The organism is Psychrobacillus soli (assembly GCF_006861775.1).
Lineage (GTDB): Bacteria > Bacillota > Bacilli > Bacillales_A > Planococcaceae > Psychrobacillus > Psychrobacillus soli.
Genome location: NZ_VDGG01000001.1, coordinates 79,259 through 103,964 on the forward strand (window position 1 = coordinate 79,259; position 24,706 = coordinate 103,964).

General features: G+C 37.3%; 19 protein-coding genes and 2 pseudogenes. 2 read left to right on the plus strand and 19 right to left on the minus strand.

Annotation, left to right across the window (positions count from 1 at the left end; translation table 11 throughout):
• Positions 1 to 297 precede the first annotated feature (297 nt).
• The 8 genes and pseudogenes from FG383_RS00295 to FG383_RS00325 form a co-directional block, all read right to left on the minus strand.
• Positions 298 to 867, minus strand: coding sequence for an SF0329 family protein (locus FG383_RS00295; RefSeq protein ID WP_142604964.1), 570 nt, complete (start codon positions 865 to 867; stop codon positions 298 to 300).
• Positions 868 to 1,375: 508 nt separating this feature from the next.
• Positions 1,376 to 1,492, minus strand: a pseudogene (locus FG383_RS21570) (TCP-1/cpn60 chaperonin family protein); the annotation flags it as partial.
• A 542-nt stretch (positions 1,493 to 2,034) separates the two neighbouring features.
• On the minus strand, positions 2,035 to 3,462 hold the full coding sequence (locus FG383_RS00300; protein ID WP_142604852.1) for an aldehyde dehydrogenase family protein: 1,428 nt from the start codon (positions 3,460 to 3,462) through the stop codon (positions 2,035 to 2,037).
• A gap of 27 nt (positions 3,463 to 3,489) precedes the next feature.
• A complete protein-coding gene (locus tag FG383_RS00305; RefSeq protein WP_142604853.1) occupies positions 3,490 to 4,242 on the minus strand; it encodes an SDR family NAD(P)-dependent oxidoreductase in 753 nt (250 codons plus the stop codon).
• A 22-nt stretch (positions 4,243 to 4,264) separates the two neighbouring features.
• Positions 4,265 to 5,647: a dihydrolipoyl dehydrogenase gene (lpdA, locus tag FG383_RS00310; RefSeq protein WP_142604854.1), complete on the minus strand. Its 1,383-nt coding sequence runs from the start codon at positions 5,645 to 5,647 to the stop codon at positions 4,265 to 4,267.
• A gap of 12 nt (positions 5,648 to 5,659) precedes the next feature.
• A complete protein-coding gene (locus FG383_RS00315; protein ID WP_142604855.1) occupies positions 5,660 to 6,988 on the minus strand; it encodes a dihydrolipoamide acetyltransferase family protein in 1,329 nt (442 codons plus the stop codon).
• 11 nt (positions 6,989 to 6,999) lie between these two features.
• Positions 7,000 to 7,980 carry an alpha-ketoacid dehydrogenase subunit beta gene (locus tag FG383_RS00320; RefSeq protein WP_142604856.1) on the minus strand — a complete coding sequence of 327 codons (981 nt, stop codon included), beginning with the start codon at positions 7,978 to 7,980 and terminating at the stop codon, positions 7,000 to 7,002.
• 19 nt (positions 7,981 to 7,999) lie between these two features.
• The gene (locus tag FG383_RS00325; protein WP_142604857.1) at positions 8,000 to 8,983 is read right to left on the minus strand and encodes a thiamine pyrophosphate-dependent dehydrogenase E1 component subunit alpha; all 984 of its coding nucleotides are present in this window, start codon (positions 8,981 to 8,983) and stop codon (positions 8,000 to 8,002) included.
• Between the two features lie 116 nt (positions 8,984 to 9,099).
• Here FG383_RS00325 and FG383_RS00330 point away from each other — a divergent pair, with 116 nt between their 5' ends.
• On the plus strand, positions 9,100 to 10,815 hold the full coding sequence (locus FG383_RS00330; RefSeq protein WP_246096768.1) for a sigma-54 interaction domain-containing protein: 1,716 nt from the start codon (positions 9,100 to 9,102) through the stop codon (positions 10,813 to 10,815).
• 115 nt (positions 10,816 to 10,930) lie between these two features.
• On the opposite strand, the gene FG383_RS00335 is transcribed toward FG383_RS00330, so the two are convergent.
• From FG383_RS00335 to FG383_RS00365, 7 genes are all read right to left on the minus strand, one after another.
• Positions 10,931 to 12,196 carry a TRAP transporter large permease gene (locus FG383_RS00335; RefSeq protein WP_142604858.1) on the minus strand — a complete coding sequence of 422 codons (1,266 nt, stop codon included), beginning with the start codon at positions 12,194 to 12,196 and terminating at the stop codon, positions 10,931 to 10,933.
• Positions 12,193 to 12,684, minus strand: a complete 492-nt coding sequence (locus FG383_RS00340; RefSeq protein WP_142604859.1) for a TRAP transporter small permease — start codon at positions 12,682 to 12,684, stop codon at positions 12,193 to 12,195. Before FG383_RS00340 ends, FG383_RS00335 begins: the two co-directional genes overlap by 4 nt.
• Before the next feature lie 236 nt (positions 12,685 to 12,920).
• Positions 12,921 to 13,988, minus strand: a complete 1,068-nt coding sequence (locus tag FG383_RS00345; protein ID WP_142604860.1) for a TRAP transporter substrate-binding protein — start codon at positions 13,986 to 13,988, stop codon at positions 12,921 to 12,923.
• Positions 13,989 to 14,530: 542 nt separating this feature from the next.
• Positions 14,531 to 15,553 (minus strand): alcohol dehydrogenase catalytic domain-containing protein, encoded by a 1,023-nt coding sequence (locus FG383_RS00350; RefSeq protein ID WP_142604861.1) that lies wholly within the window; start codon positions 15,551 to 15,553, stop codon positions 14,531 to 14,533.
• Between the two features lie 85 nt (positions 15,554 to 15,638).
• Positions 15,639 to 17,027, minus strand: coding sequence for an amidase (locus tag FG383_RS00355; RefSeq protein WP_142604862.1), 1,389 nt, complete (start codon positions 17,025 to 17,027; stop codon positions 15,639 to 15,641).
• 379 nt (positions 17,028 to 17,406) lie between these two features.
• On the minus strand, positions 17,407 to 18,630 hold the full coding sequence (lhgO, locus tag FG383_RS00360; protein WP_142604863.1) for an L-2-hydroxyglutarate oxidase: 1,224 nt from the start codon (positions 18,628 to 18,630) through the stop codon (positions 17,407 to 17,409).
• Positions 18,631 to 18,705: 75 nt separating this feature from the next.
• Positions 18,706 to 19,461, minus strand: coding sequence for a GntR family transcriptional regulator (locus FG383_RS00365; RefSeq protein ID WP_246096769.1), 756 nt, complete (start codon positions 19,459 to 19,461; stop codon positions 18,706 to 18,708).
• Between the two features lie 830 nt (positions 19,462 to 20,291).
• Between FG383_RS00365 and FG383_RS00375 the strand changes: the two genes are divergently transcribed.
• Positions 20,292 to 21,506: a site-specific integrase gene (locus FG383_RS00375; protein ID WP_142604864.1), complete on the plus strand. Its 1,215-nt coding sequence runs from the start codon at positions 20,292 to 20,294 to the stop codon at positions 21,504 to 21,506.
• Between the two features lie 392 nt (positions 21,507 to 21,898).
• Here the strand turns inward: FG383_RS00375 and FG383_RS00380 are convergent.
• The 4 genes and pseudogenes from FG383_RS00380 to FG383_RS00395 form a co-directional block, all read right to left on the minus strand.
• A pseudogene (locus tag FG383_RS00380) lies at positions 21,899 to 22,287 on the minus strand (DUF302 domain-containing protein).
• A gap of 85 nt (positions 22,288 to 22,372) precedes the next feature.
• Positions 22,373 to 23,149: a sulfite exporter TauE/SafE family protein gene (locus FG383_RS00385; RefSeq protein ID WP_142604865.1), complete on the minus strand. Its 777-nt coding sequence runs from the start codon at positions 23,147 to 23,149 to the stop codon at positions 22,373 to 22,375.
• 56 nt (positions 23,150 to 23,205) lie between these two features.
• On the minus strand, positions 23,206 to 23,433 hold the full coding sequence (locus tag FG383_RS00390) for a sulfurtransferase TusA family protein (protein WP_142604866.1): 228 nt from the start codon (positions 23,431 to 23,433) through the stop codon (positions 23,206 to 23,208).
• A 105-nt stretch (positions 23,434 to 23,538) separates the two neighbouring features.
• Entirely contained in the window at positions 23,539 to 24,666 is a 1,128-nt protein-coding gene (locus tag FG383_RS00395; protein ID WP_142604867.1) for an MBL fold metallo-hydrolase, read from the minus strand.
• Between the last annotated feature and the right edge of the window lie 40 nt (positions 24,667 to 24,706).

Genomic DNA, 24,706 nt, shown 5'->3' on the forward strand with positions numbered 1-24,706 from the left:
GATTTTTTATAATTTCCTAAAGCACAAGAAAGAGCCATTAATATTGATCTGCTTCTTCAATGATCTCCATGCGACCATCCGAAAACTCTTTTACTACCCGATCCATTTCATCTTTATATAAATCCACAAAACCACTGTTTTATAGATAAATTAAATAGCCTGCTCAGAATAGCGTTTGAGCAGGCTTTGTTCGTTGTAATATGTCTATTTAGTCGTCTATCGGGCAAATTATATAAATGGCACTCGACTATATATTGGATTTATTGGTAGTTCTTCTTGGTGATGAGTTATTTATTATCATAACGTACTAAGCCGTAGTTTATAAAAATACTGCACAATTGGATGCTTTAACTTTATCTTCTCGGCCATGTTTAAAATTCGTTTTTTTCCAACCCGTCTGTCCACCAAAGCTAGAATATTCAATAGGATATCATTGCTCTCCATGCTTTCCTCTATAGAAGTAGATAAAAACTTATTAGCTACAACGATAAAATTTGATTTACTTAATGATGACTGAGCTGACAAAAGCTCCTTTGCATATTCTGATAATTTTCTACTCCTTGCAATTACTTGTAGACGATTCTCCGGAACTATCCCCTTGGTTTCTTTTCTTACCGCTTCAATTTCCTCATTGTTGATAGGAATTTGGATATCTGAATCATTCTTAATTTCCAGCTCCGTCTGATACCATCTGATTAAGGTAGTTATATCACTCATATTGAGTACATTCTTTTTATCTACCATAATATAACAAATCCCTGCTTTATCAGGTAAATAACGGTAGCTGGTTGCACGGTATTCAACCCTTCCATATAATGCAGGACAGAGAAAACTCTCCAGATTTTGCTTCAATTTGCTCCAGACCATATAATTCTCCTTAATTTTTATTTTATAAATATTTATTGAGGCAGTCGTTCTATTATCCATAATACAATAACCAACACATCGATCATACTTAATACTAGGTTTAAGTGTGACTTGAATTTCTGATGTATCGATAATAGTGAGCGAATACAGTTTTCAGACTGATTAGACAATAACTATAAGTAACTCGAACATTCTGCTTAAGACAACAATATTATTCAAAAAGATATTTCAAGCATATCGCATCAATAATAATCATCCTACCACAAATAAGAGGTGACCCATCAGGTTCACCTCCTTTGTGTAGCACTCGAACAAATCATGGATAACTCGTCCATTCAGATGTTCAAATCACCAAGAATGTCTATCTCCCCGTTACAAAAGAAATGAAAAAAGAAGCTTCCCAAAAGTTTTCACAACTCATGAGAAGCCTCAGGTTTAATCCTCTGGATTAGTATTTCACTTTCATCTTACATACAACCCCATACATATCAAGGGTTGAAGCGGCTTATTACATCATGCCGCCCATTCCGCTGCCTGCTGGTTCTGGAATGTCTGCTACTACTGCTTCTGTCGTTAAGAACAATGCAGCTACAGATGCAGCGTTTTGAAGTGCTGAACGAGTTACAAAGCCGTTCTTTCAAAATTTAGTATTTGTTGCATTTTGTGAAGTAGTATCTGTAAATAGGTGAAATTCTGCTTCCGCTATTTTAATCGTTCGATTAGCGATATCAGTACGTACATCTTTATATTATGAAAGCGTATGATAAATGTACTGAGCAGCGCCTCCTGTACGTAAAAAGAGAATACTTTCCTCTAATAGGTTTTTGTCTGTTCATGTCTTTTAATACCCCTTCAAGCCATACTTCCCCATCAAAGTTGTATCTCTCGTATTTATTGTCAATTAGTTGTACAACATTCACCACATTCTTTTTTCAGCTATTGAATCCAACTGGTAAAAAAGCAATCACTTTATTTTTATAAGGAACTGTCATCATGAACCCTTTAATAGCTGTCTCTAGATCTTCAGACTCTACTTGAAAAGTTTGAAAGTAAGCAGCTACTTCATTTCATTCATAGACTTCATTTTGATGTAATAGAGATAGAGAGTATACAATCGGATTTCCTATTATCCCAATAATTCGCTCATTTAAATCCCTCTATATCAAATTAATATTGTTCTTGATTCCAAACGACTAATTTCATTTCTGTCATTTCTTCAATTGTGTATTTCAACCCTTCACGCGCATTACCACTTTCTTTGACACCTCCATATGGCATTTGATCTACTCGGTAAGTCGGAATATCATTAATCATTACACCGCCTACTTCAAGCCGCTTAGAAGCATTCATTGCCGTGTGAATATCCTTTGTGAAAATCCCCGCTTGTAATCCATATTTTGAATCATTGATGTAGTCAATACCTTCCTCTACATTTTTAATAGAGTTAATCGTGACAATCGGCGCAAACACTTCTTGACAGGATACTTTTAAATGAGGTTCTGCACCAACGATGACAGTTGGTAACAAGATATTATTTTCAATCACACCACCAGAAATGATTTGGGCGCCCTCTTTAGCCGCTTCATCAATCCAAGCTTTTGCTCTATCCTGTTCTTTTCTAGAAATGAGTGACGATACATCTGTATTTTCATCCAACGGATCTCCCAATACTAGTTTCTCCGTTTCCTCTTTGAATTTTGCTGTAAATGCTTCAAATAAATTTTCATGAATATAAATTCTTTGAAGAGAGATACAGACTTGTCCTTGATTAGAAAATGCACCTGTAACACATTTCGGGACGATTTTATCTATATGTACCTTATCATCTATGATAAGACCTGCATTAGAGCCTAGTTCTAATGCCACTTTCTTCAAACCCGCTTTATTTCTAATTCCTATCCCTACTTCTGGACTTCCAGTGAAAGTAACCATGCTCACCTTATCACTTGTTACAAGCCGATCGCCGACTTTGCGTCCACTTCCAGTTACTAAGTTAAAGGTACCTTTCGGTAATCCCGCTGCCTCTAATAACTCAGCAAGAAAATAAGCTGACAAAGGAGTTTGAGATGCCGGCTTTAATACAATTGTATTCCCTGCTGCAATGGCAGGTCCTACTTTATGAGCAACTAGGTTCATTGGAAAATTAAAAGGGGTAATCGCAGCTACAACGCCGATAGGCTCCCTTAATGTATAACCTAGCCTATCCGCCCCGTTTTTCGCAGCATCTAAAGGAATCATTTCACCATGAATGCGCTTTGCTTCTTCTGCAGCGAACTTGTATGTTTCAATCGTTCTGTCCACTTCTCCTAAAGAGAACTTTAACGGCTTTGAAGATTCCATTGCAATAATTTGAGCGGCCTTTACTCTGTTTTCTTTTAGTAAATCAACTAATTTCTCCAGTATTTCAGCTTTTTCATAAGCTGTTAACTTTGCCATTACTTCTCGATTATTATAAGCAGCATCAATAGCAGCATCCACTTGTTTTTCAGATGCTAGAGGGATTTCTGCGATTTTCTCTTCTGTGTAAGGGGAAAATAAATCTGCATACTGTTCGGATTCAATCCATTCACCGTTAATAAATAATTTTTTCTTCATTCAACTTCGCCTCCTACTAGAATTTACTTACCTTCCTAATACACCGCCATCTACGGGAATTAATGTACCCGTCACATAATCGGAAGCATTTGCGGCTAAAAATAATGCAACGCCTGCAACATCTTCGGGTGTCCCCCATCTTTTAGCAGGAATTCTAGCTTCCATTTGCGGTCCTCTCACAGGATCATTCATAAGATCCGTATTCATCGTCGTTAACATATAACCTGGCGCAATGGCATTCACTTGGATACCATACTCTGCCCACTCATTCGATAAAGACTTTGTCAATTGCAAGACGGCCCCCTTGCTCGTAGAATACGCAACCGCATTAAAACCGCCTAATACAGAAAGAATGGAGCCCATATTAATGATTTTCCCTGATCCCTGCTTTTTCATTTCTGTTGCTGCCAGTCTGGATAATTCAAAAACGGAAGTGACATTCAGACCCAGAATTCTATGCCAACTTTCGAGCGACACTTCAAAAGCTGGTTTTCTTTCAATTAATCCAGCACTATTAATTAAAATATCAACTGTTCCACCTAGTTTCTCCAAAGCCTCATTAAAAGACTGTCTTAAACTGTCTATATCTAATAAATTTCCTTTAACAGCATGAATTTTTGCATCATTGGCTTTTAATTTGTCGGAGATTGTAGTTATCTCATCTGAAATATCGATTACTGCAATCTCAACGCCCCCGTTATGAAAAGCCTCTACCATTGAAAATCCTAATCCTTGAGCACCACCGGTTATAATGGCTTTTTTACCACTCAAATTGAACATGGGGTCACCTTCCTTGTTTTGATTAAGAATGAATTCCTTTACCAATTAACGCATTTGCCGACTCCATTAATACTTCTGAGAGAGAAGGATGAGGCTGAACCATTTGTGCAAGCTCGTCAACAGTTCCTTCCAGATACATATAAGCCGAGGATTGACCAATTATCTCCGTGACATGAGCGCCTACCATCACAACGCCCACTATCTCACCATACTTCTCATCGATCATCACTTTGGAAAATCCTTCTGTTTCACCCATTGTCAATGCTTTTCCATTACCTGAAAAAGAATATTTATTTACCTTATACATAATTCCTTTTTCTTTCAGTTCTGCTTCACTCATTCCCACGCTAGCAACTTGCGGATTTGTATAAATACAGCGAGGCATCACTTTGTAATTCATCTTTTCTTTTTCTTCATCTAAATTCTCGACAGCTGTTAACCCCTCGGCGCTGGCTACATGCGCTAATTGTAGTCCCCCGATCACGTCACCTACAGCAAAATAATCTTTTTCACTCGTTTCAAGATAATCATTTACTGCGAGATATCTGCCATTCATTTTAAGACCCAGTTCAGAAACGGCAGAGAGATTAGGTTTACGACCGACTGCTAGTAGTATTTGATCCGCTTTCAGGTCCTCTGTTTTTCCTTCTTGCGAAACAATACGTACCATCTTTTCATGATTACTTTCTTGAATGGATGCTACTTGATAGTTCGTTAACACCTTAATTCCTTTTTTCTTTAAGCTTTTGAGCAATATTTTTGAAGCGTCTTCATCTTCTGTTGGTATAATTCTATTGCCAAGTTCAACAATTGTGACCGCTGTTTTTAAACTGGCAAAGATGTTAGCAAACTCTACCCCGATAATACCACCGCCTACAATCACAATCGATTGAGGTATTTCCGTGATGTCAAAAATCGTATCGGTTGTGTGATAATTCGCAGTCTCAAGGCCGCTAATCGGCGGCACAACAGGCTGGCTACCTGTCGCAATGATGATTTTCTTACCAGTAAGTTGTTTTGACTCATTTCCGAATTGAACAGTTACTTTTTTAGCGGCATGAATGGTGCCATATCCATTGTAGACGTCAATTTTCCCATTTCTTAATAAGTGGTCAATACCGCTTCGTAAAGTAGCAATCACTTGATCTTTACGCGCAAACATCTCTTCCAATGATAAAGTTAGATTATCTGTTTTAATTCCCCAGTTTTGCGCTTTTTCAATGGTTTCTATAATTTCTGCATGCTTTAATAATGTTTTAGAGGGAATACACCCCCTATTCAGACATGTCCCACCTAAATGATTTGCTTCCACAAGCGCTGTCCGCTTACCATTTTTGGCAGCTCTAAGCGCGGCAACGTATCCACCTGGACCGCCGCCGACAATTATCACATCATACAACGTCATGCTGTCACCGCCTTATATCATTAATTTGAATGGATTTTCTAGTACATCTTTTAAGTCTGTTAAGAACGCAGCAGCCGGTGCGCCGTCAATAATTCGGTGATCGAAAGATAAACTTAAATTCATCATGGATCGAATCGCTAATTCGTCATTTACAACGACCGTTTTTTTCTGAATACGTCCTATGCCTAAGATAGCAGCATTTGGACTATTAATAATCGGTGTAAACCCATCAATGGCGTACATTCCTAAATTACTAATTGTAAATGTGCTCCCCTGCATATCATCAGGGGAAAGTTTTCCATCGCGGGCCTGCTTTCCAATACCCTTAGCTTCACTTGTAATAGCCGCCAGACCTTTTTGATCTACATTTCTAAGTACCGGAACGACTAAGCCATCCGGTACCGCCACAGCCATACCTATATTTACATGCGAATGATAGACAATCTCTTGTCCCTCTAATGAAATATTTATATTGGGGTTTTGTTTTAAAGCAAATGCCGTTGCCTTAATCAAAATTTCATTAAAAGAAATTCTTAAACCTTCCACTTTTTCAATAATCGGCAGCAAATCCTGACGAAGAGCTACGCAATTCGTCATATCTATTTCTGATAAAAGTGTTACATGCGGAGCTGTATAAGCACTTGCCGAAATTCTATCCGCAATCACTTTACGCATACCTTTAAACGGCATCCGCTTGTCTGCTAAAACCATCACCTTTTCATTCGTAACAGGTGTGGAAACAAGATCCTCTTTACGAATTTTCCCATGTGAACCTGTTCCCTCGATCTGTTTGTAATCGATGCCTTGATCATCTGCGATTTTCTTTGCCAATGGAGTAATTCGCTTTGTATCCTGTTGTTGCAAATAATTTTCAACGTCAATTTTTTGAATTCGCCCCAATGGACCAGAGCCAGCAATATCATATAGATTAAGTTGGCTTTCTTCGGCCAGTTTTCTTGCAGCCGGCGTTCTTCTAATTTTATCGCATGCCCATACAGATACTTCGTTTATTGCTGTTGTTTCATTCACCGTTTGTTCTAGTTTTTCTCCAAATGCTTTAGTAGATTTTGACAAATCGTCCCCCAATCCTTCAGCACTTTCACCTTCATCACCGAGATAAGCAACGACCTCATGCACTTTTACCGCTGTTCCCGCATCATACAATGTTTTCAACAAAACGCCTGTTGTCTCCGCCTCAATTTCCATGACAATTTTATCCGTTTGGATTTCTGCGATAGGATCCCCATCTTCTACCAGTTCACCAACCTGGACTAACCAGGAGACAATCGTCCCTTCTTCCATTGTTGCTCCCAATTTAGGCATAACGACTTCTGATGCCATACGAACACCTCCTACTTATTCATTAGTTTTTTACATTCTTGTACGATGTCATCTACTTGTGGAACTGCCGCTTTTTCTAATACCGGATTGTATGGAATTGGGGTAGCTAGCCCACCTAAACGTCTAATTGGTGCATCCAAGTAATCAAAGACATCACTTTCTGCAATCATACTTACGATTTCCGCACCATATCCGCTTCTTTTTACTGCTTCATAGACAACAAGGACTCGGCTTGTTTTCTTAACCGATTCCAAAATTGTCGCTGTATCCAGAGGTACTAACGTACGCGGATCAATGACTTCCACACTAATTCCTTCTTTTTCAAGTTCCACCGCTGCTTCAAGTGCTTTATTTACCATAATCGCTGTCGCTACAATTGTAATATCTGAGCCTTCTTTTTTTATATCTGCTTGACCCAACGGAATCTCGTAGTCTTCTTCCGGCACTTCCCCTTTAGTATTATAAAGAAGCTTATGCTCGTAAAATAACACCGGATTATTGTCTTTAATCGCAGCTTTCATTAACCCTTTCGCATCATAAGCATTTGATGGCTGTACAACTTTCAAGCCTGGCACATGTGTCATCCACGCTTCTAAACTTTGGGAGTGCTGTGCAGCAAACCCTGCACCTGAACCCCCTGGAAGTCTTATGACGATAGGAACTTGCGCCTTACCACCGTACATATAACGTGTTTTAGCCGCCTGATTCACAATATTATCCATCGCAATCATAATAAAGTCTGAAAACTGAATCTCCAAAATAGGTCGCATGCCCGTCATCGCCGCACCAACTGCACATCCACTAATAGCAGCTTCAGAAATAGGGGTATTTCGTACCCGTTCCGGACCAAATTCTTCAATCATGCCATTTGTTAAACCGAAAGCGCCCCCATAAATACCGATATCTTCACCCATAATGAAAACGTTGTCATCCTTGCGCATCTCCTGACTCATCGCTTCTCTAATTGCTTCTAAATACGTAACTTCTCTCATGCTCCTCATCACCTTTCAATTATGCAAAAATATCGTTCATTAAAGTATCTAGACTTGGTTCCTTACTGTTCTCTGCGAATTTTACTGCCTCATCCATTTCTGCTTGAACTTTTTTATCTAACGCTTCGTATTCTTCTTCCATTAGGATGTTTTCTGCAACGAGTTGCTCTTTGAATGATGCAATTGGATCTCTCATTTGTCTCCACTCTTTTTCTTCAACCCGTGTCCGATACTTTCTCGCATCGCTTCGTGAATGCCCTCTCCATCTATATGTGTGCGCTTCGATTAACGTAGGACCTTTCCCTTCTCTTGCTCTTGCAACTGCTCTTTCCGTCGCTTCGGCAACTTCCAGTACATTATTGCCATCAATTGTTTCACTTGGGATGCCGTAAGCTGCACCACGGTCGGCGATGTTTGCAATATTGGTCATTTCTTTTATGGAACCTGACATGCCGTATAAATTGTTTTCACAGAAGAACACAACAGGAAGATCCCAAACGGATGCCAAGTTAATGGCTTCATGGAAAGCGCCTTCATTTGTCGCCCCGTCACCGAAGAATGACACAACAACATAACCTAGATTTTTCATTTTTGACGTTAAAGCTGCGCCTGTTGCCAAAGGTAAACCTGCAGCAACAATCCCGTTCGCACCTAGATTCCCTACATCCAAGTCAGCGATATGCATCGAACCGCCCTTGCCTTTACAATAACCAGTTTCTTTTCCGAGTAGCTCGGCCATCATACCCTTGACCTTCGTTCCTTTCGCCAAGCTATGGCCATGACCACGGTGAGTACTCGTGATTTTATCTTCATTTGTTAATGGTACGCATGCACCGACTGCTGTTGCTTCCTGTCCGATACATAAATGCATCGTCCCATGAATTCTTCCTTGTTGAAAGAGTTTTTCTACTGTTTCTTCAAAGCTTCTAATTACCATCATGTCGTATAACATTGTTTTTAGTTGCTCTGGTGAATGAGATGTTTCTTTAATCGAGATGGACATATATTTACCTCCTACATTTTCTTTTTAATTTTATCAATTATTATATAATGCAATTTCCGTGCCAACTTTTTAATCCTTGTTTATCTACTTTCTCAATACAAAATGATGTATAATCGATGAAAATGATGCAAAATATCATCGTTTTTCAAAATGTGATGCAGAGAGGAAAAACTATGAAGAATTTACTTACTAAAATCAATGTCATCGGTGTCCTCATATTAAATAAGAAAGGAGATCTTTTGTTTTCCAATGCATTAGCCAAAAATTATAATTACTATTTAGAGGATATTGTGGAGACAATTTTGAAAGGTGCTCACTCTTTTAGCTTGATAAATTATCCAGCCGAAGTTACAAGCTTTACGGAAGATAATCAAATTGTGGTTTTAATTAACCCGATGAATGAATTAGTTAGATTAAAAAAGGAAACGGAATCCCTCCAAAGTGTAAGAAATGAATTAAATGAAGTGATCAATTCCTCCATTGATGGTATCGTTATTTCCGATAAAGATGGAATTATCATTCACCAAAACCCATCGTATGAACAAATTACTGGCTTATCAGCAAAAGATTGCATTGGCCGGAGTTTAAAAGAACTAGAAGACGAAAACGTAATTGATGCTTCAGCATCTTTAAAAGCTTTGTCTGAAAATAAAGAAGTCACCATTATTCAAAAAATCAGTACAGGGTCTACCGTTCTTGTTTCTGCCGCTCCCATACGAAACAAAAATGGTGAAATTGAGAAAATCGTTAATAATGTCAGAGATCTGACACTTCTCAATACACTTGAATCAGAAATTCTGCAATTAGAACAACAAAACCAGAAAATTCATCAAGAGTTGGAATTACTGAAGGGACAGAATGATCCGAAGCTATCTATTATCGCTCATTCGGATATGATGAAAGATGTACTGGAACGAGCATTGAGAGTAGCACAAATCGATTCTGGCATTCTCATTCAAGGCGCTTCAGGTGTAGGTAAGGAAAAGATTGTTGAATTAATACATCGTCATAGTATTAGAAAAGACTACCCATTAATTAAAATTAATTGTGGTGCGTTACCGGAATCACTATTGGAGTCGGAATTATTCGGTTATGAATCTGGCTCTTTCACGGGTGCCAACCAAAAAGGGAAAGCAGGATTGTTTGAAGCTGCTAATAAAGGTACAATATTTTTAGATGAGATTGGGGAGATGCCACTTCCATTACAAGTTAAACTACTACGGGTGCTGCAAGAACATGAAATTACGCGCGTGGGAGGAACAAAACCGACCCCTGTGGATATTCGAATTATTGCTGCAACACACCGAGATTTGTCCGAGATGATTGCAAACGGAATGTTTAGAGAGGACTTATACTATCGCCTCAACGTCATTCCTATTACAATTCCAGCACTAAAAGAAAGAAAAGATGATATCATTCCGCTCATTTACCATTTCTTAAATGGAATTAACCATAAGTACGGACTCAACCGAAAATTTTCAATTGATGCTTTAAATTCCTTTGCTAACTATGACTGGCCTGGTAATGTTCGTGAGCTACAAAATTTAGTTGAGAGAATCGCTTTAATGAGCGTCAATTCTGAAATAGACATTAATGATTTACAAAAAGAACTCCAATTTAATAGAGGGGCGCAATTTAGCTTAACGGCATCCGAACCATCAAATTATATAGATGAAGTAGAGCCGCTAAAACTCCGGATAGAGTCATTTGAGGCAAAAATCATAAAAGATACGATAGGCAACTTTCCGAGTATCCGACAGGCCGCCACCGCATTAAAAGTTGACCAATCCACACTTGTACGAAAAATGCAAAAGTATAATATTGAGAAATAAAAAAGAACATCGTCGAAAAAGGACGATGCTCTTTTTACTTTAACCTCCCAATAAGTTCAGAAGAAATATTGTAATAGTATCCATCAAACCGATAGTACTACTCATATTGCGACTCTTAGAAGAACTTAAACCAAATTGAGAAGACCGGCATAAAACTGATAAGTAACGTTGCGATGAACATCACGATAACGAACGGAATGATGGATACTGTAATATCCTTTATCGAAATTCCCGAAATTTGCGCGGAAGCGAATAAATTCAGTCCGACAGGAGGTGTAATTAAACCAATTGCTAAGTTTACAACCATTACAATCCCGAAATGTACCGGGTCGATACCAGCAGTTAATGCCAATGGTAAGAATAATGGTGTTAATATCAAAATCGCAGCTGAACCTTCCATAAACATACCAACAACTAGTAAAATTAGGTTAATGACAATCATGAATACATATGGGTTACCTGTTACAGTAGATAATAAATCTGCAATCAGATCTGGGATATAGTTAATTTGAATAAAGAAACTAAATAACCCGGAGGTCGCTATAATGATCATAATGATAGCAGTAGTAACAGATGAATCTACTAATGTTTTGATTATATTTGAAATGCTTAACTCACGGTAAATAATGCCTGCAATTAAAGCATATACAACCGCGATTACAGATGCTTCTGTCGGTGTAAAAATCCCACTATAAATACCACCTAAAACAATCACTGGCATAATTAAAGCCGGAATTGCTTCTACAAACGCTCTTACAATTTCCTTAAATGAACTTCTTTCACTTCTAGGTAATTTATTTTTCTTAGAGAAGAAATAAGATAAAATAATTAAAGAGGCGGTAATAATGAAACCCGGAAAAATACCAGCTAAGAACATATCACTTACAGATACTTGTGCTGAGATACCATATAAAATCAGCGGAATACTCGGCGGTATGATAATCCCTAGAGCACCCGAAGCAGCTAAAGTACTACTTGTAAAGCCTTTCGGATAACCTTTCGCAATCATTATTGGAATTAGAATCGTTCCAATCGTGATAACTGTCGCCGTACCGGAACCTGAAATCGCCGCGAAGAACATTGCAGTAATTATGGCTACTACCGCCAATCCGCCTGTTAAGTGCCCTACTAATGACATCGCGAAATTTACAAGTCGTCTCGCTATACCACTAGATTGCATCAGACCACCCGCTAAAATGAAAAACGGAATAGCCATCAGTGGAAATGAGTTAACTGCAATTAAAACGCGCTGGGGTACAACGGATAAGTCTAATGACGGGTGCAACAGAATGCCGAATACAGAAGAAAGCCCCAAGGCAAACGCAACTGGCACACTTAAAAATAGTAGTGCAATAAGTGAAATAAAGAATACTGCAATCATTTTTTCACCTCCCGTATTATACTCCAAATATTAAAGACGGCGTTCACCAAAATCAACAAACCACCAAATGGTAATGCGAAATACATCCAAAACATAGAAACGCCAAGTCCAGGTAATGTTTGACTAGATACATTCAACGCTAATCCATATCCATAAAATACTAAAATTGCACAAAACAGCGCCGAAAATACGTTCGTTATAATACTTAAATTACGCTTTGCGTTACCTTTCAAAATGTCTGGCAGTACTTCTACCGCCAATAGTTGTCCACGTCTTATAGCAATAGCAGCACCCAGCAAGATGATATAGAGCATTAAAATCCTAGCTAATTCCTCCGACCACGATGTAGAGCTTCCCATCACGAACCTACTGAACACTTGATAAAATATAACTGCTACCATGACAGATAAAAAAAGGGCTAGTACATACCCGATCACTTTGTTCAGTCTATCCATTGCATTACTACATATTGAGTATAATTTCCCCATTGAATGCACCTTCTTTCCACCTTGAGTATGAAACAAATATCTTAGTTTTTTCGTTATTACAAAAATTTATTTCACTCATCTTCCACTATCTACTTCATTATGTATGGTCTATCCGCTTAAATGAAGAATTTTTTGGATAAAAGCAAAAAGGGAGACGGATTCTAAAAAACTTACTCATCCTCACATTCCCCCTTTAATACCTTCGTATACTTTCATAAAGATTGCTAGGTTACTAATTAATACTCGTCTCTAGCATCTTGCACTTTCTTAATTAAATCTTCACCAATAACTGACGTCCATTTTGCGTAAACATCTTGTACTTGATCTAAATACTTTTGCTTTTCCTCATCCGAGAATTCAATAATTTCCATGCCACCTTCAGTTCCTAAATACTTTTTAGATGAAGCGTACATTTCGTCAATTTTTATTCTCCCTTGCTCTTTTCCGTATTCAGCTGCTTCTAAAAGGGCTGCTTGGTGCTCTTCCGATAGTGAATTAAATTTATCTAAACTCATTGAAATTGGTGCAGCAACAAAACGCGCATCCAAAATGGTTACAGAATCTTGGATATCATCGAAACCACCTGTTTCTAAAACCATAAGTGCTTGATCATGACCATCGATAACTCCTTGTTGTAAACTTGTATATACTTCTGGCCAAGCCATTGGTGTAGGAATAGCGTTAACTGCTTTCCAAGTATCAATTTGTACTTCACTTTCTTGGACCCTAATTTTATATCCTTTTAAATCTTCTACTTTTTCGATTTTTTTGCCGGAGCTACCAATAACTACAAAACCATTTTCTACCCAAGAAAGGATTTTAACATTAGCTGCTTCCTCAAATGTTTTCGCTAATTCTTCTCCCACTTCTCCATCTAAAGTTGCTCGTGCATGAGCACTGTTTTTAAACAAATATGGTAAGTCGAAAATATACATTTTCTTATCAAAAACTCCCATTGGTCCGCTGGATTGAAGCGCTAGTTCCAATGTATTTTGCCCCATCATTTCATACACTTCACGTTCCCCACCGAAAGCATTACTGTAATGAATTTTTACTGTCAATTCATTATTTGTTATTTCCTCTAGTTTTGATTTGAACGCTTGAGCACCTGCATCATTTTTTGTACCTGGTCCTTCAGGTAAGCTCATGTTTAGCACAATGCTGCCTTTCGTACTTGTTTTATTTGAACTTTCCCCATCCGTATTCTCTGATGATCCTGCATCACCATCAGTATTTCCACTCAGTCCACATGCCGCTAATACGAATACTAGCAATAACGTTAATAAAAAAAGTAATTTTTTCATTTGTTTTCCTCTTTTCCGAATTCTTATTTAGTTATCTTCCCATTTGATGATATACTTCTGCTTCCATTAGTTCATTAGAGCGTTTGGTATTCGCCGTAATTCGAAAACCTCTATTTAATTTACTAAATAAATTACTTCCGAACCTTAATTCGAAGAAGTAGATTTGTAAACGCTTTCGATTTTCACGTACAGTAAGATTTATCCCTTATGCTCATATGGACAACACTTTTAATGAATTTATTCCTTAAAGTCTTTCTCCCCCCTAAAATATTTGTCACCTATACATCAATGCAAATATTATGCCAACTTTATTAGTTTTTTAGTTTTTGTTGAATAAATCACTATTTTATTTTTTTATTGCTGAAATTTATACGATAAAAGCCAATACATGAATAATTGACTCCCGAATAAATCACTTTTTATTTCCTTCATCAGATAACTCTTACAGAAATTGATGCGCCTCTGCGATATAACGATGTAAAAAAACATCAGTGATGAAGTATCCAACTAACACAAATCCATTTAATGCCCTGCATCAGTTTCTATACATTTGGAATAAGCAATGTTTTATATCCTACTTTATCCTTCACTAATTGAATACCTCTTTCCCAGTCACTAAGTTCTACCTTATTCGAAATTAACGGTCTCACATCTACTAACTTATTCTCCAACAAGTTTAACGCAATACGCCAAGACGTTGGTTCAGTAGCAAAACCGTTCGAATAATGAAGTTCTTTCATCAATACCAAATCAGAATTGAATTTGATTTTTTTCCCAAATAAGCCCATTTGAATTAAATTCCCTTGCATTTTCAATAAACGAATACAATTATCTAAAGAAACTTCGTGACCAGCACATTCAATCGCAACATCAAATGGATATTTTGCCATCACTTGCTGCATACTTTCTTCACTATCTATCACAACCGTGTCAACGGCACCTAATTTCTTTGCAAACTCTAATCGCTCACGATCCGCATGTGTACCTGCTACAACGACACGACCACCATTTGCTTTCGCAACTAGTAATGCAAGCATTCCAATTGTTCCGGGACCCGACACTAAGACTAGATCGCCTCCTTGCACATTTCCCCGTTCCATAATACAGCGTACCGCACATGCTAAAGGCTCTGTCAAGGCTGCTTCATCCAATGAAACTCCGCTCGTGATTTTAAATGCTATTTTTTCAGGTATTGTGATGTATTCCGTGAATGCACCATCAACTTGCGAACCAATGGATTGTTTTTCTTTACAAAGCATAAGTAAGCCTTGATCACAATAAACACAATTACCACACGTAGAAGCCGCCGTTAAAGAAACTACTCTATCGCCCACGGAAAAATCCATTACTTCACTACCTACTTCAACGACAATTCCGGAATACTCATGCCCAAGAACAACCGGCGCATTATATGGATATTCATCCTCCATAATATGAAGATCTGTCCCACAAATACCGGCAGCATGTATCTTTACTAGTAATTCCTTCTCACGTAATGGCTTTGACTCTATTTCTATCAATCTAACGCCCGAAGGACCTTTTTCAAATTTAACTAACCCTTTCATCTATGTAACCTCCTTTTTAATGATTTTCCTTTTAGATACGTGTTCATGCTTTCCAGTCATGTCATCAATCAGAAAGATAACCTTATTAATTATTATTTATAACTGATTCTAGTGCCATAGCGAAACGATATATGTTCGCCTCTGACAATGGACGACCAATGATTTGCAGCCCGATAGGTAATCCTGATGTAGATATCCCTATTGGCAATGAGAGTGCAGGAAACCCTGTCAAATTTAATGGCCCTGTGTAATGATTGAGTACTAAACCAATAGGATACTCTATACCATTCACTTGTACGATTCGTTGATTCACATCTGCCGCTACAATAGGTACTGTTGGTGTAATTATGACATCCAAGTCCCGAAAGAACTCAGTGTAAGTTTGTATCATCTGTCGCTTTAATAGCTGTGCCTCGATATAATCTTTCGCCGTCACAGTCACACCACTGACAATCCGCTCTTTTACCTCTGCGTCCCAGCCATCGGGATAATTCTTGATATTTGTCGTATGAACTGCATACGCTTCTGCTTGCATTGTCGTTCGAAAAGCTGCTAATAGCGCGTCATACTCCTCTACTTTTATAACACGTATCATAGCGCCTAACTGCTGAAAGTGTTGAATTGCTTGCTCAAATTGCATACGTACTTCATTCTCTACAAAACCAGATAGTTCAAGCACACCTATACTTGTTCCTTCTATCCCTGTATTTAAAAAACGTGTGAAATCTTCGGTTGCGTCGGGCAGTGCAAATGCATCTCGTTTATCCTGACCAACTAAAACATTTAACAATAAAGCATTGTCTTTTACACTTCGAGTCATTGGGCCTACATGATCTAAAGTCCACGCTAAAGGAAATACACCATATTTACTTACTCTGCCGTAAGATGGTTTCATACCGACAATCCCCATGTAGGATGCTGGGATTCGAATGGATCCTCCTGTATCTGTGCCTAACGCTGCATAACAAAGATTCTTAGCTAAAGCTACTCCCGAGCCACTACTAGAACCACCAGGCATTTTCTTCGGGTTAAACGGATTAACGGGCGAGCCAAAGTACGACCTATCTCCACTTGCACCATAAGCAAATTCATGCGTATTTGTTTTCCCAATGATAATAGCACCAGCCTCTTTAAGTTTTGTGACAACTGTAGCGTCCTCACCTGGAATCCGGTCTTTAAAAATACGTGAACCCATCGTCGTTCGAATATCTTTTGTATCAATCAGGTCTTTTATAGCAATAGGTACACCATGAAAAATACTTTTTATACGCCCTTGCTGTATTTCTATTTCAGCTTGTTTAGCTGCTTGCCGTGCTTTTTCTGTCAACACGGTAATATAGGTATTTGAAAGTTCGTTATCTTTTTGTATATTCGCTAACAGTTTTTCCGTTACCTCAACAGGAGAAAGCGTTCTACTCGCAAAAGCATTGGACAGTGTCTCAATATCCCATTCCAAAAAATTTTCTGTGCTCATATCTTACTCCTTTTATAGTCATCTCAATTCTCTCATTACAAACTTGCAATAAATTTTATGAAGAAAATTCCTATTTAAAATTCCATGTCACCCTAGATACCATTGTGTTTAGCTAACTATTACTTCAGCTCCTAGCTCGCATTTTGTAACTTTCCTAATTCCTGGCTCAGTAATAATCAGTACATTTTTAAATTGCTGTTCTAGAACGATTTTTTAACTAGATAAATCACTTCCACCCCATATGTAATTTGTGTGAAGTTAAAAAAAAAAACGAATTTCTGCATCTTTTTCTCTCCTAAAAATTAAGTATGGCCACTAAATAATCATCATTCTATTGAAATATTGGAATTCATTTTCGCTCCTTGTTTATGAAATATACTTATACCTTCTGAAAGTTAAGTAGATCCATCAAATGTTGTTGAGCAGGAATCCTGTTGACAATTTCTTTTCCAATCTCAATAGACGCGGTTGCTGCTGGCGAAGGTGCATTGCACACATGTATTGTTTTCTTTCCGGTAATGATTTGAAAGTCATCCACCATACTCCCATCATCTCTGACGGCTTGAGCACGCACACCAGCTGGGGCAGCAATCAAATCACCTACCTGTATTTCAGGAATCAACTCTTGCAGACTTGCTGTAAAGCGAGACTTGCTAAATGAACGGCTATATTCCCTAATCCCTTCTTTCATGAACTGTTTAGCCAGTTTCCAGAACCCTCCGTAAGTTAAGACATCCATTAATTCCTTGACATTCAAATCTGTTTTTTTATAACCTTCCCGCTTCAAGCTCAGCACCGCATTCGGCCCCGCATCCACCTCTCCGTCAATCATCCTTGTGAAGTGAACACCTAAAAAAGGGAATTTAGGATTCGGAACTGGATAAATTAAATTCTTCACGAGATGTCTTTTTTCCGGCTTCAGCTTGAAATATTCTCCCCTGAAGGGAACGATTTTCATTTCTGTCTTATACCCAGTCGCTAGGGCAATTTGATCACTTTGGAGTCCGCCACAATTGATCGAAATACGTGCTTTTTCGGTTCCCTTGCTTGTTTTAATCGTTACTCCATCATCTTCTTCCACCATTTTTTCAACTTTAGTTCCCAATCGAATTTCTCCGCCGTGTTCTTTAATAATTTCAGCGAATTTCTCACTTACTTGTCGATAATTCACAATTCCCGCCGATGGTACGCGAATAGCCGCCAAGCCCTTTACATGCGGTTCAACTTCTTTTATTTGCTCTCTTGTCAGCTTCTCAATCAACAATTCATTTTGAATGCCGCGTTCATACAGTTCCTCTAGTAGAGGTAGCTCCTCTGTCTTCGTTGCAACAATGACTTTCCCACAAATATCATGTTTAATATTATACTCAGCACAAAACGCGACCATGGACTTGTTCCCTTCGCGGGCAAAACGAGCTTTATAACTGCCTGGCTTATAGTAAATACCCGAGTGAATAACGCCACTATTATGTCCCGTTTGATGAAATGCCAGTTTATCTTCCTTTTCAAAAACTACTACTTTCGCATTCGGAAATCGCTTATAAATTGCCATTCCAGTTGATAAACCCACAATGCCACCACCAACTACTGCAAAATCATACACATTGAACTCCCCCTGGTTAGTGTTTCTATGAATCCAATTTGTCCCTCACCATAATTAAATTATTGTTCATACCGGCTAGTCCGGTCCAGCTTCACTACATTCAAGGCTTTTTGCTTGATTCAATTTCTCCATATACTCCATCAAATTATTTTTCGTGCGTAAAATATGGTATTCCACTGCCAATCTTAACTCTAGCGGATCTTCTCTCATGACTGCTTCATATATCCTTCGATGATCTTGTTGAGTTTTATCATAATAGTTAATTAATAAAGTCGGTGCTATTGGTGAAATACCAAGCGTTTCGACAATTTTATGAACGCGCCTCCATGGGCAACCTTTTCGAATCCTTTCATGAAATTCGGCGTTCAATGCAATGTATTGATCGCTTGTCTCATCAGTTAGTTTTAGTGATTCCATTTGGTTAAGAATCCGTCCAAGTTCCTCTTTATCTTCGTTTGTTAAAAACGGCAAGGACTTTTCAACAACCAAACCTTCCAGTAAAGCTCTTGTTTGGTAAATTTCCTCAAAATCATCCCGGGTAATCGGAGTAACAACCGCTCCTTTATGCGAAACGATTTCAACGAGACCCTCTCCTTGCAATTGAGTAAGAGCTTCACGTATCGGCATTCTACTTACATTTAATCTTTCGGCCCATTTAGATTGAATAACACGATCTCCTTTTTTTAAGGAGCCATCCAAAATTGCTCTCCTTAATTCTTTTTTCACTACAGACACGACTGTAGAATTTTTATTTCCCTCTTCCAAAATCTTCATCACCCTCTTTAAATTGGATACAAAAATAACGATATCAGATAATTTTGACTTATTCAACGGTAATTTTCTTAAACATTGTATCCAATTTTAATTAAAATGAATGAAAACTGTTCTTTGAATTTTTTTTTTGTACACAAAACACGTCAACTTTTCTCAATAATGTGTCCTTAAGCAATTTCTGCGATATCGAAAATATAATTGCCATTTGCAACCCAAGTTGATAACAATTTTAAACCAAGTAAGTCTACATAAAAGTCCAAAGCGTTTCCCGAATTTTCATTGTGATTTCATAATGAATAAACCCAATCATCCTCTTTTACCAGTTTCATCCTACTTTTAGGATAAAATATTACAATAACTCTAAGAGCTATAACCCCTTCCATTTTGCATCTATATAATGCATATTCTGTGCCAAACTTTTCTTCGTATAAAATAAACAATAATGGTTCTTTCTATTTATTTTTGATGCACTTTTACAACAAGTGATGCAATAATAAAAAAAAATGATGACTTATAAGAATATCGCAATTAAGTATTTTCGTACAAGTTCGAGAATAAGCGAATCCCGCAGAGGTTACAAAGCTACAAGCTAGCTTTGTCCTTATGCGGGAATTTTTATTTACAAACACAAATATGGAGCATATATAAAATACAAAACAATACACAACTTAGGAATCTTTACCTGATACATTAACAGCTCAACATCTTGCTGAATTTCTTGGAATCTCAAGAAGAAGAGTCTACGAGCTATTTCAAATTCATCCTGATTTCGGAGGAATACCAAATTTTGAAATTGGTGCATCTAAACGAGATGAAAAAACAGATTTTAAAAATTGGATCACTATGAAAAAGGAAAATAAACAAAAGAATGATAGAGAGGCTTAACGATGAAGGGACATTATTATAAACGAGATTGTACTTGTGAAATTGAAAACTGCGGATGCACTTGGACATTTGTAATTGATATTAGGAAAGATCCACTCACAAGGGAAAGACGTCAAAAATCTCAAGGAAGTTTTAATACTAGACAAGATGCAGAAATTGCTGCAGCAGATTTGCTGAATAAAATAAACAAAGGAACCTATATAGAAGAATCGAATATATTATTTGAAGACTTTACCAATGACTGGTTGACTTACTATATCCATAGCACCGCCCCCAAACCTGGAACAATTCGTTTAAGAAAATATAGTATCAATAAATTCTTACTATACTTTTCTAATGTGAAACTAAAAGATATTACCGAAGAAATGTATCAAGCAATATTAGATGATTTAAAAGAAAAAGGTTATGCTTTAAATACAATCGAAGGTTATCATACTACTGCAAAATTAATTTTTAAACTAGCCACAGATAAGAGAATGATTATACTCAATCCCACAATAAATGCTTATATCAAGCCTGATGAAGAGGTCATTATTGAAGACGATGAGGAAGAGTTGCCATTATACTTTGAAAAAGATGAACTCGCATTATTCTTGAAAACAGTTCGGAAATACGGACTCTATATGGATTACTTAATCTTCTTAATTTTATCATATACCGGAATACGAGTAGGTGAATTGGTAGCCCTTAAATGGAGAAATATCGATTTCAAAAAGAAAACTATCAGTATTACAAAGACTTACTATAATCCTGATAATAATACTAAAAAATATGTATTAGTTCCTCCTAAAACAAAGAAATCCAGACGCAAAATTGTAGTAGACCATGAAATTATAGGTAAATTAATTAAACATAAAGCAGAACAAGAAAAACCCATTATGCATTATGGTAACTCATATAACAATGGTGATTATGTATTTGCCAATATAAATCGTCATCCCGGATTTCCAATTTTATTTAAATTGGTGGAGACTAGAATGACTAGATTATTAGGAAAAACTGAGTTCAATTCTGATATCACGCCACACTCTCTTCGCCATACCCATACATCACTTCTCGCTGAAGCAGGAGTAGGTCTTGAAGAAATTATGGATCAATTAGGTCATCAAGATGATGACGTGACAAGAAAAGTATATCTTCATGTAACAACTGACATGAAAACAGAAGCTGCCGATAAATTTAGTGAATTAATGAAAAAAACTCGCATAGAAAATTAAGCAGTAGAAAGTAAAATAGTTATTTTTGCTTTCTATATACATTTATTATCCGTATTAAAAATTTAACGATAAAAAATAGTGGTTTTTAGGCTAAATCCTAAAAACCACCCGTCATAACTTTGTGTATAACTATTATAATCTACTTGAGGAATTTTAATGCATCACTTATTATAAAATTCCTCTCCCTAGAAGAATTGAGATGCTTATTCCACAATCGCGCCCTTTAATTGAATAACAATCAGCTTCTATTAGCTGGCATAATCTAAGTACATTCCTCCGTAATATACTTATATCAACTAAATTTCAAATTCTTATAGATTTAACTGTTCATTTGCTAATAAGAAGAAAAAACAGGTATGCATTACTTCATTGCATTCCTGTCCTATTATTAATTATTTACTTTTTTCTAATACATCTATGAGGATTTTTTCAATTTTTTCTGCTATTGAAATTAATTCAGCATCGTTTAATAAACCTATCATAGCAGTTGGCTTAGGAAGCCCTATTTTTGTTTTTCCCTCTTCTTCATAAACGGTAATTTTACAAGGTAAGAAATAACCCACTAAAGGATTATGCTCTATTACACGTGCCGCTTCTACTGGATTGCAAACTTCGAGAATTCGGTATGGCTTTTTATAACTATCTACGCCTTTTTTCTGAAAGTTTCAGTCAAGTTAAGTTGCCAAAGAACCCCAAATTTATTTTCTTTAAGATTTTGTTCAATAGATGCAATCGCTTCATCAATCGTTTTAGTTGTTAGAACTGTATAGTGAAATTCCATAAAATCCTCCTATTATTTTATTTTTCTTTCTCAGAAGCGTAGTATATAGATCCCTATGATTCCATTCCAAACACAACTGTTTTTTCTACAATATATCCATCCATATTTTGATTGCTGTTCCTAAAATTAAAACTGCTAAAATCCCTTGTAAGATCTTTGTATTCATTTTTTTACTGATTTTAGTACCAATAGGAGCTGCAATCAGTCCGGCAATGATCACAATAACCGCTGTCTGATATTCTACTTGCCCTGTTGATATTTTACCAATCGAACCTGCAATGGAGGATATAAAAGTAATCGCTAAGCTGGATGCTATGGTCATTCGCGTAGGAATCCGAAGAATTAATAGCATAATAGGAATTAATAAAAATCCTCCACCAGCACCTACCACACCAGAACCAATCCCAACAATAAATGCGAGTATTGCGGCAAGCGGTTTGTTATAAGTGACTTCGTCTAAAGGAATATCATCAATTTTCTTTTTTGGAATGAACATCATGATGGCTGCTAATAATGCTAATATTCCGTATACAATGTTTACTTGTTCTTCCGTTAAATATTGTGACCCAAAACTACCGAGCAATGTACCAACTAAAACAGATGCCCCCATCACAGTAATCAATGATTTATTTAAATAGCCACCCTTCCGAAATCCGATGACACCTGCAATTGATACAAATAGTACGTCAAGTGCGCTAATACCGGAAACTTCATGTGCTGTTAACGCCTGAAAGCCGAACACCGGTGGAATCATTAAAAGCATCGGGTATTTAACAATTGCACCCCCAATACCGAGCATCCCTGAAAGAAATGAGCTAATAAACCCTATAACGAAAAGGAGAATCACATAATTTATATCCATGTTGTTCCCTCTTTCTATTCAATTAAAATTAGCAAATCGCTTTAGTCTTTTATTTTTTACGCTTTTTTTATATAGAACGTTAATACATCCGCCTCTTCTTTATGTTCTAAAAGGGTATGGCCTGCTGCAGCTGACCAAGCAGTTAAGTCAGCTAGCGCCCCTTTATCTGTTACTTGCACTTCTAATACTTGACCTGATTCCAGTGTATCCATTGCCTTCTTTGTTCGTACAATTGGCATAGGACATGCTAAACCTTTTGCGTCTAAAACTTGATTTACTTCCATTTAATCAGTCTCCTTTAGATTCATAAAATGTAGTGGCAAGGAAAGAATGCTCTTAATTGCTTGCCGAAATTTTTGCTTAACGATCACACACGTCTAATTCTTACATTAACGTACTGCACAGCGGTTTGGACCAATTTCCATTTCTGTTTGTTCCTCATTCTCTGGCGTGATTTTACCCATGTTTACTTGACGAATTTGTTCATACGCATTTGGTTGTGGTGGTAAATTTTCTGTTACTGTGTGACGGAATTCTTCTTCACTTTCAATATTTAAACCGTGGTTTTCTGCAAATAAATCACCTAGACGTTTTGCAACTGTACCATCTTCATTTATCTCATCGATAATCATAAAGTGAGCCGGCAACACAATTAAATCTTCTGCTAGTTCACGGTAACGACGGTATAATGTCTCGCGAAGATCGCCTACCCAGTCCTCTGCAAGACCTGCTAAGTCAGGACGACCGATTGAATCGATAAATAAAATATCACCTGTTAATACATATTTGCCATCCACGATAAATGAGGTTGAACCAATTGTGTGACCCGGTGAGTAAAGTGCGCCTACTTCAATTTGGGATGCACCAATTTTCACAGTTAAACCATCTTCTAGAGGTGTGTAATTAAATACGACTTCTTCTGCGTCTTTTGGCGGCAAGTAATATGTTGCCCCTGTTGCTTCTGCGATATGGCGACCACCTGAGATGTGATCGGCATGTAAGTGTGTATCAAATACGTTCTTGATATCAACATTTTTCTCTTTTGCGAAGTTTGTGAATACACCTGTGAAACGAACCGCATCTATAATTGCCGCTTCCCCTTCCGAAATGACCATATATGAAAGACAACCTTTGCCTAGACGAACGAATTGGTAAAGTTCCCCGCCTCCCGTTAAATCACCAACTTTAATTGGTTCAAGGTAAGAACTCCAAGACTTCATACCACCTTCAAGGTAGAACACGTCGCTTCCAGCTTCTGAAACCATTTCAGCCACCATAAGAGACGATCCTTCTTTTGCACATACCACTAATACATCTTTATCTGTTGGAAGTTTCGGCAAAATTTCATCTACTCCATCTAATAAATCGAAATAAGGAATATTTAAATAATCGAAGCTATGTCCTTCAATTTTCCAGTCTTCAAAAGCATCTTTGTTCCGTACGTCTAAAATAAATAACTCTTTATTTTCAATAACTTTACGAGCTACTTCTGCTGCTGTCATTTTAATTACTGTCATATCAAATTACCCCCACAGGTATTATTTTTGTGATTTTTTA

Coding starts and splice junctions, on each gene's coding strand:
- FG383_RS00295 (WP_142604964.1), bottom strand. CDS start 867: ATGGTCTGGAGCAAATTGAAGCAAAATCTGGAGAGTTTTCTCTGTCCT.
- FG383_RS00300 (WP_142604852.1), bottom strand. CDS start 3,462: ATGAAGAAAAAATTATTTATTAACGGTGAATGGATTGAATCCGAACAG.
- FG383_RS00305 (WP_142604853.1), bottom strand. CDS start 4,242: ATGTTCAATTTGAGTGGTAAAAAAGCCATTATAACCGGTGGTGCTCAA.
- lpdA (WP_142604854.1), bottom strand. CDS start 5,647: ATGACGTTGTATGATGTGATAATTGTCGGCGGCGGTCCAGGTGGATAC.
- FG383_RS00315 (WP_142604855.1), bottom strand. CDS start 6,988: ATGGCATCAGAAGTCGTTATGCCTAAATTGGGAGCAACAATGGAAGAA.
- FG383_RS00320 (WP_142604856.1), bottom strand. CDS start 7,980: ATGAGAGAAGTTACGTATTTAGAAGCAATTAGAGAAGCGATGAGTCAG.
- FG383_RS00325 (WP_142604857.1), bottom strand. CDS start 8,983: ATGTCCATCTCGATTAAAGAAACATCTCATTCACCAGAGCAACTAAAA.
- FG383_RS00330 (WP_246096768.1), top strand. CDS start 9,100: ATGAAAATGATGCAAAATATCATCGTTTTTCAAAATGTGATGCAGAGA.
- FG383_RS00335 (WP_142604858.1), bottom strand. CDS start 12,196: ATGATTGCAGTATTCTTTATTTCACTTATTGCACTACTATTTTTAAGT.
- FG383_RS00340 (WP_142604859.1), bottom strand. CDS start 12,684: ATGGGGAAATTATACTCAATATGTAGTAATGCAATGGATAGACTGAAC.
- FG383_RS00345 (WP_142604860.1), bottom strand. CDS start 13,988: ATGAAAAAATTACTTTTTTTATTAACGTTATTGCTAGTATTCGTATTA.
- FG383_RS00350 (WP_142604861.1), bottom strand. CDS start 15,553: ATGAAAGGGTTAGTTAAATTTGAAAAAGGTCCTTCGGGCGTTAGATTG.
- FG383_RS00355 (WP_142604862.1), bottom strand. CDS start 17,027: ATGAGCACAGAAAATTTTTTGGAATGGGATATTGAGACACTGTCCAAT.
- FG383_RS00375 (WP_142604864.1), top strand. CDS start 20,292: ATGAAGGGACATTATTATAAACGAGATTGTACTTGTGAAATTGAAAAC.
- FG383_RS00385 (WP_142604865.1), bottom strand. CDS start 23,149: ATGGATATAAATTATGTGATTCTCCTTTTCGTTATAGGGTTTATTAGC.
- FG383_RS00390 (WP_142604866.1), bottom strand. CDS start 23,433: ATGGAAGTAAATCAAGTTTTAGACGCAAAAGGTTTAGCATGTCCTATG.
- FG383_RS00395 (WP_142604867.1), bottom strand. CDS start 24,666: ATGACAGTAATTAAAATGACAGCAGCAGAAGTAGCTCGTAAAGTTATT.